This window comes from Acinetobacter rongchengensis (assembly GCF_003611475.1).
GTDB classification, from domain to species: Bacteria; Pseudomonadota; Gammaproteobacteria; order Pseudomonadales; family Moraxellaceae; genus Acinetobacter; species Acinetobacter rongchengensis.
In genome coordinates, this window is the sequence record NZ_RAXT01000009.1 from 88332 (window position 1) to 98639 (window position 10308).

Annotated in this window: 12 protein-coding genes; 5 read left to right on the plus strand and 7 right to left on the minus strand. The window is 35.9% G+C overall.

Annotated features, from left to right (window positions below; all coding sequences use genetic code 11):
- Positions 1-36: 36 nt before the first annotated feature.
- The 3 genes from D7V20_RS07070 to D7V20_RS07080 form a co-directional block, all read right to left on the minus strand.
- A complete protein-coding gene (locus D7V20_RS07070) occupies positions 37-1323 on the minus strand; it encodes an acyl-CoA dehydrogenase family protein (RefSeq protein WP_171407774.1) in 1287 nt (428 codons plus the stop codon).
- Positions 1324-1584: 261 nt separating this feature from the next.
- The gene (locus D7V20_RS07075; protein WP_120383607.1) at positions 1585-2958 is read right to left on the minus strand and encodes an ABC1 kinase family protein; all 1374 of its coding nucleotides are present in this window, start codon (positions 2956-2958) and stop codon (positions 1585-1587) included.
- A gap of 157 nt (positions 2959-3115) precedes the next feature.
- The gene (locus D7V20_RS07080; RefSeq protein ID WP_120383608.1) at positions 3116-3421 is read right to left on the minus strand and encodes a hypothetical protein; all 306 of its coding nucleotides are present in this window, start codon (positions 3419-3421) and stop codon (positions 3116-3118) included.
- Between the two features lie 282 nt (positions 3422-3703).
- On the opposite strand from D7V20_RS07080, the gene D7V20_RS07085 reads away from it, so the two are divergent.
- From D7V20_RS07085 to aroC, 3 genes are all read left to right on the plus strand, one after another.
- A complete protein-coding gene (locus D7V20_RS07085) occupies positions 3704-4078 on the plus strand; it encodes a lysozyme inhibitor LprI family protein (RefSeq protein WP_120383609.1) in 375 nt (124 codons plus the stop codon).
- A gap of 121 nt (positions 4079-4199) precedes the next feature.
- The gene (gene prmB / locus D7V20_RS07090) at positions 4200-5210 is read left to right on the plus strand and encodes a 50S ribosomal protein L3 N(5)-glutamine methyltransferase (RefSeq protein ID WP_120383610.1); all 1011 of its coding nucleotides are present in this window, start codon (positions 4200-4202) and stop codon (positions 5208-5210) included.
- A 12-nt stretch (positions 5211-5222) separates the two neighbouring features.
- A complete protein-coding gene (gene aroC / locus D7V20_RS07095) occupies positions 5223-6317 on the plus strand; it encodes a chorismate synthase (protein ID WP_120383611.1) in 1095 nt (364 codons plus the stop codon).
- A gap of 85 nt (positions 6318-6402) precedes the next feature.
- Here the strand turns inward: aroC and D7V20_RS07100 are convergent, their stop codons facing one another.
- Positions 6403-6873, minus strand: coding sequence for a hypothetical protein (locus D7V20_RS07100; protein ID WP_120383612.1), 471 nt, complete (start codon positions 6871-6873; stop codon positions 6403-6405).
- 129 nt (positions 6874-7002) lie between these two features.
- Positions 7003-7488 (minus strand): CinA family protein, encoded by a 486-nt coding sequence (locus tag D7V20_RS07105; RefSeq protein WP_120383613.1) that lies wholly within the window; start codon positions 7486-7488, stop codon positions 7003-7005.
- A gap of 401 nt (positions 7489-7889) precedes the next feature.
- Between D7V20_RS07105 and D7V20_RS07110 the strand changes: the two genes are divergently transcribed.
- Positions 7890-8120 carry a hypothetical protein gene (locus D7V20_RS07110; RefSeq protein WP_120383614.1) on the plus strand — a complete coding sequence of 77 codons (231 nt, stop codon included), beginning with the start codon at positions 7890-7892 and terminating at the stop codon, positions 8118-8120.
- 124 nt (positions 8121-8244) lie between these two features.
- On the opposite strand, the gene D7V20_RS07115 is transcribed toward D7V20_RS07110, so the two are convergent.
- Together D7V20_RS07115 and D7V20_RS07120 are read right to left on the minus strand one after the other, a co-directional pair.
- Positions 8245-8688, minus strand: coding sequence for a universal stress protein (locus tag D7V20_RS07115; RefSeq protein ID WP_120383615.1), 444 nt, complete (start codon positions 8686-8688; stop codon positions 8245-8247).
- A gap of 65 nt (positions 8689-8753) precedes the next feature.
- On the minus strand, positions 8754-9215 hold the full coding sequence (locus D7V20_RS07120; RefSeq protein ID WP_120383616.1) for a universal stress protein: 462 nt from the start codon (positions 9213-9215) through the stop codon (positions 8754-8756).
- A gap of 313 nt (positions 9216-9528) precedes the next feature.
- Here D7V20_RS07120 and D7V20_RS07125 point away from each other — a divergent pair, with 313 nt between their 5' ends.
- On the plus strand, positions 9529-10110 hold the full coding sequence (locus tag D7V20_RS07125) for a lysozyme (RefSeq protein WP_120383617.1): 582 nt from the start codon (positions 9529-9531) through the stop codon (positions 10108-10110).
- Positions 10111-10308: the final 198 nt, after the last annotated feature.

The following is a 10308-nucleotide window of genomic DNA, read 5'->3' on the forward strand; positions in this document are numbered from 1 at the left end:
TGTTATCCTATAGTCTGTTCGTTTTTGTCTTTTGATTTAAGCGTGTAGGCCTGAATGTAAAATTGCCATAGCACGTAAATCACGGTACCAACGTTCAGCAGGATGTTCTTTAGTGAAGCCATGACCACCTAGAATTTGTACGCCATCAGTACCAATTTTCATGCTTTTTTCAGCACAGAGTAACCGCGCTAAATATGCTTCTCGGTGGAAAGGTTGTCCAGCTTCTGCAAGGCTTGTGGCATTTAAAACCAGCATACGCATGGCTTCAATTTCAATTGCCATATCTGCAATCATGAATGCAACACTTTGACGATGTGAAATCGGCTCGCCAAAAGCAGTGCGTTCATTGGCGTATTGGATACAGTATTGCTTTACAGCTTCGCATGTCCCGACAGCCATTGCACACCACATTAAATTACCTAAATCTAAAAAGGCAGGATAATTAAAATCGTCATCACCTAGGCGTTGCGCAGGGCTGTTGTCAAACTTTAAGGTCACCGTTTCTGTCGCTTTAAGCCCCATTGCAGATGTTTTTTGTACCGTAATACTTGGGTCTCGATTTACGATAAAAACATCCGCTTTGCCATTAAAATCTGCACTCACTAAGAATACATCTGCTGTTTCACCAAGCATCACCAAGGTTTTTTCACCTGTAATACTGAATTGACCCTGATTTGAAATAGCTTTCGTCTTGAGTTTCAATGGATTAAAAGCAGCAGTTGCTTCTTGTACTGCAAAACTGGCTTGAATTTCTGTATCTTCTGCAAAGCTTGGTAAATAGGTAGCTTGAACGTGTTCTGAGCCCCATTGCGTGATCGCGTTGATCACACTAAATGTTGAAAGCAAGCCTGCTGCAAGTGAAAAATCACCTTTAGCTAAACGTTCTGCGATTAAAATATTACTGACAATATTTTTTTCGGAAGCAACACCACCTAAAGCTTCAGGTAGCGCATAGTAATTTAAACCGAGATCGGTACTGTATTGCCAAAGTTGATTTGGAAATTTTTCATCATGGTCTGCTTGATGAGCAAGCGGGTATAGAACTTCTGATGCAAATTGATCCATTGCATCAACAGTCATTTGTTGTTCTTCAGTTAGACTCAAATCAAATAATGACTTTGATTGATTGGGTAAACGCTGTTTAGTGATATTGGATTCAGACTTAAAGGCTTTCTGAGTCGCGGTCAATGTTTTAAAACCCGCTTTAGAGCCTTGATAAAGTGATTTTTCGACAAATTTTCGGAGTTTAAATTGATCAAGTAAATCACTACCTGCAATTTTTGTTATTAAGTTTAAGCCCAACCCCTGAGCTTTATTGACCATGTTTGTCATTCCGTCGTACCCTGTATTTTTAGTGTTGGAATAACAACATCGTGACATGCAAAAAAATAAAAAACTATGTCAAAGATGACAAACTCATTGACCTAAGATAAGTGGTTGAATTGCGCTTAGGCTTCTATCTAGATATTTGTATTTTATGTGTTATTTAAAAATGAAAATACTCAACAAAAGTTGAGTATTGACAAATCTGACATTTAATTTGTGTAATTCTACTCTATTTAAAAATAGAAAAAGAAACTTTAATTAAACAAAAGGTGTGACCATTTTACGGACATTGGTTTTCGCATCAATCACAGTCATGAATGTATAAGCACCGATGAATTTACGGCTAATAAACATAAATTCTTTTGGTGGAATACTAAAGTAACGTGAGGCCATAGATTTAGACGCACGTTGCATGACTCGGCTATGTAATTGGCTTTTTTTCCAATCATAACGATTTTGTTCATCCATAACACCGGGCGGTAAATCTGGATTATTTAACAAGGTACTGAATGCTTCAGTCGCTAACAAAAATACTTTTGCCATGTCAGGTTTAATGCTAAGTGGCATCGCATCAAAAAACTCATAACCAGACATTGAATTGACCATTTCTTGGCTATCATGGTCATAACCAGATTTGATTAAATTACGTGCAACTTGAAGAAGTTGTGCATCAAACTGGCGTATTGCGCCAAAATCTAACAAAATGATTTTATCTTTAATGTCTTCACCATTGCCTAAACGAACTAAATAGTTACCAAAATTAGGATCGGTTTGCATTTCGCCCCATTCAAATAATTCTCGAACAGCAACCTCAAGCGATGCTTCACCAAGTAAATTACGGCGCTCTTGTGGTAAAGACAACATAACTGGACTATTAATCGGTACGCCACGCTCAAAGGTCATACAAAGCACTTGATCTGTACAGTAATGATCAATCACTTGCGGAACGACATAGCGTGCATCAGTTTTGAGTCTTTCACCAAAACGACGTGTTGTTTCAGCTTCTAAGTGATAATTGACTTCACGATGCATCATTTCACGAACTTCATCAAACCATTGATCAAATTCACGTGTTTGAGGAACCATTCGTGTGAGTTTAAGCATATTTTTAAATAAACTCATGTCTGAATCTATCGCATCAGCCACGCCAGGATATTGGATTTTTAGAACCAATTCCAAACCATCCGACTTGCGTATTGCACGATGAACTTGTGCAAGGGAAGCAGTCCCGATTGGTTCATGGTCAATGGTCAAGTCATCAAGCTTGGAACCTAATTGGCTGACAAGCTGTTCTTTAATCGCTGGCCAAGCCAGTGCAACTGTTTGATTATTGAGTGTGTTTAATGCTTGTGTAATTTCTTCAGGTAAAAAATGTTCGCCATAAAGCGCCATCATCTGACCAATTTTAACGATAGAACCTTTGAGTTTACCAATCTCTTGAACAAGGTAATTGGCTTGTTCTTTCATGGCTTGTTTACGTTTCTTTTCTTTTTCTTCTTCACTCGAAAACATTGAACTAGCACTTGAAGCCGCCCAGCGTGTTCCTGCTAATAATGACGCTTTTGCGATAGATAAGCGACGATCCATTGACGAGGTTTTTAACTGTTTGAGCTTTTCGTTCTGATCTGACATGAAGATAAAATCCTTATAGAGATTCGAAAAGATGAGGAATTGTAAAGAATATTACATGCAATAGCGCTATTTAAATAGTTCAATTCGCTAAACGGGGCGATATATTTCTTCTTTCGTTGATTTAAATCGCATAAATTAGGCTGAATAAATTGGGACGTTACAGTCTAAACTGGATTTTAATCTGTTCTCTTAACATTAAGGATTGTTTATTCGTTTCAATATGATGTGTAATCATGTCTTGTACACTACGATTTGTAAATCCAAGTGAATAGCCTTTTACAATGATGATACTGGGCAAGCTAAAGAAAAAATATTTAACATCGTCTAGTGAGGGGGCTTCATAAATGCCTAATTCAAGCAAGGTATTTTGAAAAAATTGTTTTTCAATTTGAACAGACGGATTAGATTCGTCATTCCACCATGATTGACGCATAGCGAGGAGATTGTTGTGTTTATAGCTCATAGAATTAAAAATCGACTTTCAAAATAGTATTTAACAATTAGATTTATATAGTGTTGTATAAAATAAAATTCAAGTATGGTGACGTGAAAATATACAATTCTTCAGCATAGCATGCCGTGTTTTCATAGCATGATGAAAAAGGTGCTCGCTTTGTGATCAAAATAATTTGATTATATTATTCAGTCACATTGGCTTTATGCATTGTAATTTCTATCAAATCTTTTACACTCAATACGATGAAATATTTGAATTAAAAGAATGATTTTTTATAGGGAAAATTCAATGTCGTTAAAATATTTGGGGTTAACGGTTGCTTTGTTATTGCCAATGCCGATTTATGCAATGGGATATAGCGCTGACTATTTATCTTGTGTCAGTTCAAAAAGCGATAGCTTTGCAAATTGTGCAAAAGATGAGTTCAAATACCAAGATGACCGTGTAGAAACATTATTCAAAAAAACCTTAATTTTATATTCAGGCAAAGAAAAGAAGGCTCAAAAGAAATATCAGAAACAATGGGTTAAGCAAAGAGACCAACGTTGTGACGAAGCCAATAAATCTGTATCCGAAGTGTATAAAAGCAAATATTATACCTGTGCCTTAAAAGAAACGGTCAATCGTGGCAACATGTTAGAACGACTTGCATTCAGATTATAAAAAATATTGTTTTAGGATCTGTTTGAAAATCCGATGGTGAAAAAGTTTGAAAGCATTATAAAAGTCGCTCAAAACAAGGTATTATAAGCTGTTTAAAAATATGACCTTGGAGAAACCTTAAGTGGATCGACCGACTATTAGCCCTGAACATTTACAGGAAGCTGCTGAAAACTTAACAACAATTCGTGATTTTATTCGTTTTGGTGTTACAGCATTACGTCAATACGATGCACATTTAGGTCAAGGAACGGAAGACTATTTTGCTGAAAGTTCAGCACTGGTTTTGCAAACAATGTCATTGGAATGGAAAGCAGATGCTGAAATTCTGGATGCGAAATTATTACCAAGTGAAAAAGCAGAATTTTTAAGTCTGTTAGAACGTCGTATCAACGAAAAAGTTCCAACGTCTTATTTATTAAATTTAGCTTATTTCTGTAATAAACCTTATTACGTCGATGAACGTGTACTGATTCCGCGTTCACCGATTGCAGAATTAATTAATAATCGTTTTGCGCCATATTGCTTAGACGAAAATGGTCAAATGCGTGAAGCAAATAATCAGTTGCCTGAAAATGCGAAAGCTAAAACACCACAACGTATTTTAGATATGTGTACAGGTTCAGGCTGCATTGCAATTGCTTTGGCTTATGCTTTCCCTGATGCGGAAGTTGATGCCACGGATATTTCTAAAGAAGCCTTAGAAGTTGCCTCAATCAATACAGAACATCACGATAAGCAATATCAAGTTGCGTTACTTGAGTCAGATTTATTCTCAAAAATTCCTGCAGAAAATCAATATGATTTAATTGTTTCAAATCCGCCATATGTAGATGCAGAAGACATGGCAGATTTACCTGATGAATTCCACCATGAACCTGAACTTGCGCTTGCAGCAGGTCAAGATGGTTTAGATTTAGTACGTAAAATGTTGGCTCAGGCTGCGGATTATCTGACTGAAGATGGCTTAATTGTGATTGAAGTCGGTAATTCTGAATGGGCGATGCGTCAAAACTTCAATACCATTGATTTCTATTGGTTACAATTCCAAAACGGTGGTTCAGGTATTTTTGCTTTAACTGCTGCACAATGTCGTAAATTCCGTGATTTATTTATTCAATCTACTCAAGTTTAAGGAGTCGTGAGCATGGCAGGTAATAGTATTGGACAACTCTTCCGTGTAACGACTTGTGGTGAATCTCACGGTGCTGGCTTAATGGCAATTGTGGATGGTGTTCCACCCGGTCTTGAATTATCTGAAGCAGATTTACAAAAAGATTTGGATCGACGCAAACCGGGAACATCTAAATTTGCGACACAACGTAAAGAGCCTGATCAAGTTGAAATTATTTCAGGGGTTTTTGAAGGTAAAACCACGGGGACTTCAATTGGTTTGCTGATTCGAAATACTGACCAAAAATCAAAAGATTACGGCAATATTGCACAGACATTCCGCCCGGGGCATGCAGATTATACCTATACGCAAAAGTATGGTTTCCGTGATTATCGTGGTGGCGGACGTTCTAGCGCACGTGAAACAGCCATGCGTGTCGCTGCAGGTGCAATTGCTAAGAAATTTTTGGCTGAAAAATTCGGTATTGTTATCCGCGGTCATGTGACGCAGATCGGCCCTGAAGTTGCTGAAACCTTAGATTGGAATGAAGTCCCGAATAATCCTTTTTTCTGTGGCGATGTAGACGCTGTCCCACGTTTTGAAGCTCTGGTTACTTCACTTCGTGAGCAAGGGACAAGCTGTGGTGCAAAACTTGAGATTTTGGCAGAAAAAGTGCCTGTAGGTTGGGGCGAACCTGTCTTTGATCGTTTAGATGCAGATATTGCACATGCGATGATGTCAATCAATGCAGTGAAAGGTGTGGAGATTGGTGATGGTTTTGCTGTAGCGGGTCAGTTTGGTCATACAACTCGTGATGAACTCACTACAGAAGGTTTCTTGGCAAATCATGCAGGCGGTATCTTGGGGGGGATTTCTTCAGGTCAAACCATTCGTGTTGCGATTGCGTTAAAACCAACAGCATCTATTACCACGCCAGGTAAAACGATTAATATCAATCGTGAAGACACCGATGTTTTAACCAAAGGGCGTCATGACCCATGTGTAGGTGTACGTGCGACACCGATTGCAGAAGCCATGCTTGCAATTGTTTTAATGGATCATTTTATGCGTCATCGTGCTCAAAATGCAGATGTCGTTGCACCTTTTACACCAATTGAGCCGAAGTAGTATTTTAATCATTCAATTGATTGTTAAAGCATAAAAAAACCAGACTTTAAGTCTGGTTTTTTTATTTCAGGCTAAAGCATTTAAATTATTGTGCAAGTTTACCTGTATAACCTTTTAAGAACGTTAAATAAGCAGAAGATTGTTGTCCATTAGCCTTTAAAATAGGGCGTTCGATATCACCTTTATCGGTGACTAATTTAAGCGTAATTTCTTTACCACTGCGGAAAGAGTTCAAGAAGCTTACTGGAACATTGATAGAGTTAGCTGAAACTGTTCCTGTATACTGCGTTGGGTTAATGGTTGAGTATGCATAAGGTTGACCGTCAACTAAGAATACAAATTGTTTGATGTCATATTTGTTTGAATTATTGATTTCAGCTGTAATTTTAAAACCATTACGATCTTCTTCATTCCAACGCATAGCAAGTTCAGGACAAATTTCGTTTGCCTCACAGATTAAAGGCCCTTTAGTTACCACTCTTTCTGGGTAAGAACCTGCACAACCCGCTAAAGTTAAACATGCTATAGAAGAAATTAAAGCAAATTGAAGTTTCATAAAGCTTCCTATTCATTAATGTTATTGCTTGTGCAGAATGTGTAAAATTTACCGTTTTTTAGTAAAAAAGTGAATCAATTTATTTCATTAGGCGTTGTAAAATTGTATTTTCATAAGCTAATGAATCATTTATATACTTTTACAATGCAGAATGGTCAATAATTCTATTGCGACATTTTCAGTCAATATATTCAGTCGTTCTAAAGGCGTACCTTCAATCAAGTATTTAAAATTAAATAATTGATTGTTGAAATATATGCAAATGAAGAAAGTACCTTCGGGTTTGGTCGGTGTCGCACTACCACCACTTTTAAGTAAACCTGTACAACTCACAACAATATCAGCCTGCTCAAATAAAACTTTACCTTGTATTGCCATTTGTTGCGTAACTTGAGCTGATTCAGCACTAAAAGCCTCAATCAACTGAGTTTCTATATGCAGTATTGAAATTTTAATCGAAGGATCGTAACTGACTAAACCTCCCAATAAAATATCTGCACCACTATTTTTGTAAATTGAGAATTGACTGCTTAAATACCCTGAGCTGGCACTTTCAATAAATGCAATTTTTAAGCCTAACGATTCTAATAAATCACAACATTGTTTTAAAACCATTGAAATCAACCATTTAAAAGGATGAGCTAAGTCGTATAATAGCTAATAATTAAATAAAACAGTTAGTTATAACACATTTTAATTGTAGATTTTTAAATCAAATATATTAAAAAAATAGATATGAATAAGGTGAATGCAATAGAGTTGTCATATTTCCCTGAGATAATGAACTCAATAAGAAAAACTTAGACAACCACAAGAATCACTGTATTTTAATAATGACAGTTCAGCGCAATCAGGCTGTAAGTTGATGGTCTACCCACTTTTTAGATAAGGTGGGTTTTCTTTTTTTTAGGGTTAAATGGGGAATAACTAGACAATTTAGCAATATTTTATCTTTCAACGGTGTAAAAAAGTGATATAAATAAAAATAAAGTGCATATGAAAAAGGAGTGCGTTAAATGAAAACTACAGTTAAGTATGTTGTCCTTAAAAGTAGAGAATACCAACTTGGCACACCTTTATTTGAAGAAAGTATAGAAGCCGATGCAAATTATTTTGATCAAATTCCAAATATAATTCATTATCAAAATCACGATTTTAAAGTGAAATCGAAAGAATTAACACGTAAGCAAATTTTTGATGATTTTGAAGAATTTCAAACCATCTTGGTGAAGGTTATTGCAATTTAAATCAAGTCATTAAATCAAACGCATTTGATTTAAAAAAGTTCCCCTCATTATTAGCTGTACAGAGCACAACGCTAAAGAGGGGAACGATATAGCATTTAAAAAATTTAAACCAACAACGATAAAATTACTGTTTCACAATCAAAATAGGTAATTCTGTTTGCCCTAAAACGTCCTGAGCAAAACTGCCTAAAAAGAACTTTTGAAAACCTTTTCGACCATGAGAACCAATTACAATAAGATCCGCTTTTAATTCTTCAGCAGTTGTTACGACAGTTTCCGCGGAAACAGCATTTTTAACCACTTGAGTATTAATGCTCAAGCCTTGTTGTTGAGCAATCTGTTGTGCTTTGACTAAAGATTCTTCTGCATTTTTTACCGCTTCAGTCACATAGTCCTTCAAGATTGCAGAAGTATAATAGAAGTCCGCAGCTGCAAATGGATCTTCAGACACCACACTAATTGCAGTGACTTTACTTCCAAAAGCTTTGGCTATTTCAGTTGCATGTTTAATAGCAGAATAAGAAATATCAGAGCCATCGACTGGAACAAGAATATGTTGATATGACATGAGGAAATCTCCTGTTTATTTAAAAATCAATTGGTAAACCACTAAAATTGCAAACACGTTAAATATTATTCAAGTTCATTGACTGATTTGATAATCAGTACTGGTAATGGGCTAATCGAAAGCACTTCTTGTGCAACGCTTCCCAAGAAAAATTTTTTAAATCCAGTACGGCCATGTGAGCCCATGACAATAAGGTCAGCATTCAACTCATCAGCCGCTTCTAAAATACCTGTTGCTGGCGGTAGTTCTCTGACAATCTTCGTCTCGACAACGCTCACACCATGATGAATTAAAGTTTCTTGAACATCTTTTAAACGATTTTGCACATTCTGTTCAGCTTCCATGAGGTATTGAGTAACAGCAGGGGCAACTTTATAAAAATCGACTCCCTTAAATGGATCGACCGCGATCACACTGGTCACGGTAACTTTACAATTCAAGGCAATTGCAAGTTTTTCTGCATGTGCGATTGCAGCATAGGAAATAGGAGAATCGTCTATCGCGAGAAGAATGTGTTTATAAAGCATAATATTTCTCCTTAATTTTTAATTGTTCAACTTATTCATTGATAACATATTAACTAAGGTAGAACAATTCGAAATCTGGGTATTTATTTGAATAAAATTGTAGTATGAGCAAGGTTATGTGATATACACATACTTTTTATATGGTTTTAACTTTATCTATTGAAAATAGCGGTTCTCGAAGAGCGATAACCCGATTAAAACAAATTTACTTTTTAAGCGATATGAATACGATTTTAACAAAAAATATCGCATAAAGATTTCCTGTTCTAGCGTACAAATTTTAGAATAAAAAGCTATTTTATTGAGTTAAATTATGAATTCATCTTTTCCTAGAATTATATCTAAATTAATCTCGATAATTTTTAGCTCAAAAGCTGATTCAAGAGATGACTTTGCTGTTGCCGTTGATCATGCAACTGAGCAAAATATTGGCTATGCACAAGATACGCTTCAGCAAATCAGTGAAAAAGGTGTTCAGCTTATTTCTCATTTTGAAGGTTTACGTTTAAATGCTTATCAAGATAGTGTAGGGGTTTGGACGATTGGATTTGGTACAACGATTTTTCCGAATGGGCAGCTAGTAAAAGATGGGGATTGTTGCACGATTCAACAAGCAAATAGCTATATGTTGCATGACTTAAAACGTTTTGAAGCTGCTGTGTCTAAAGCTGTACAGGTTCCATTGAATCAGCATCAGTTTGATGCTTTAGTCTCGTTGGCGTATAACATCGGCGCAGGTGCTTTTCAGAACTCGACCTTAGTTAAAATTTTAAATACAGGCGATTATCAGGCTGCAAGCCATCAATTTGATGTTTGGATTAAAGCAAATGGCAAGACTGTTCAGGGTTTGGTGAATCGTCGGGCGATAGAAAAAGCATGCTTTTTAGGTAAATAATGAACACCTTAAACCATTTTATTTTGAAATAAAATAAGTAGAAAAATATCACAATAATTGCAATTAAAAAACATGAATATTTGTTTAAATGTTATTTAATTACAATAGTTTAATTAAATAAATAGTGTTCGCGTTGATTGCGATAAATTCATAATAATGTTAAGTTTGACGAATAAATAAAAAACTTAGAAGCTTACT

Excerpts from the sequence above, each read along its gene's own strand:
- D7V20_RS07070 (WP_171407774.1), bottom strand. The coding sequence starts at position 1,323 with ATGGTCAATAAAGCTCAGGGGTTGGGCTTAAACTTAATAACAAAAATT.
- D7V20_RS07075 (WP_120383607.1), bottom strand. The coding sequence starts at position 2,958 with ATGTCAGATCAGAACGAAAAGCTCAAACAGTTAAAAACCTCGTCAATG.
- D7V20_RS07080 (WP_120383608.1), bottom strand. The coding sequence starts at position 3,421 with ATGAGCTATAAACACAACAATCTCCTCGCTATGCGTCAATCATGGTGG.
- D7V20_RS07085 (WP_120383609.1), top strand. The coding sequence starts at position 3,704 with ATGTCGTTAAAATATTTGGGGTTAACGGTTGCTTTGTTATTGCCAATG.
- aroC (WP_120383611.1), top strand. The coding sequence starts at position 5,223 with ATGGCAGGTAATAGTATTGGACAACTCTTCCGTGTAACGACTTGTGGT.
- D7V20_RS07100 (WP_120383612.1), bottom strand. The coding sequence starts at position 6,873 with ATGAAACTTCAATTTGCTTTAATTTCTTCTATAGCATGTTTAACTTTA.
- D7V20_RS07105 (WP_120383613.1), bottom strand. The coding sequence starts at position 7,488 with ATGGTTTTAAAACAATGTTGTGATTTATTAGAATCGTTAGGCTTAAAA.
- D7V20_RS07110 (WP_120383614.1), top strand. The coding sequence starts at position 7,890 with ATGAAAACTACAGTTAAGTATGTTGTCCTTAAAAGTAGAGAATACCAA.
- D7V20_RS07115 (WP_120383615.1), bottom strand. The coding sequence starts at position 8,688 with ATGTCATATCAACATATTCTTGTTCCAGTCGATGGCTCTGATATTTCT.
- D7V20_RS07120 (WP_120383616.1), bottom strand. The coding sequence starts at position 9,215 with ATGCTTTATAAACACATTCTTCTCGCGATAGACGATTCTCCTATTTCC.
- D7V20_RS07125 (WP_120383617.1), top strand. The coding sequence starts at position 9,529 with ATGAATTCATCTTTTCCTAGAATTATATCTAAATTAATCTCGATAATT.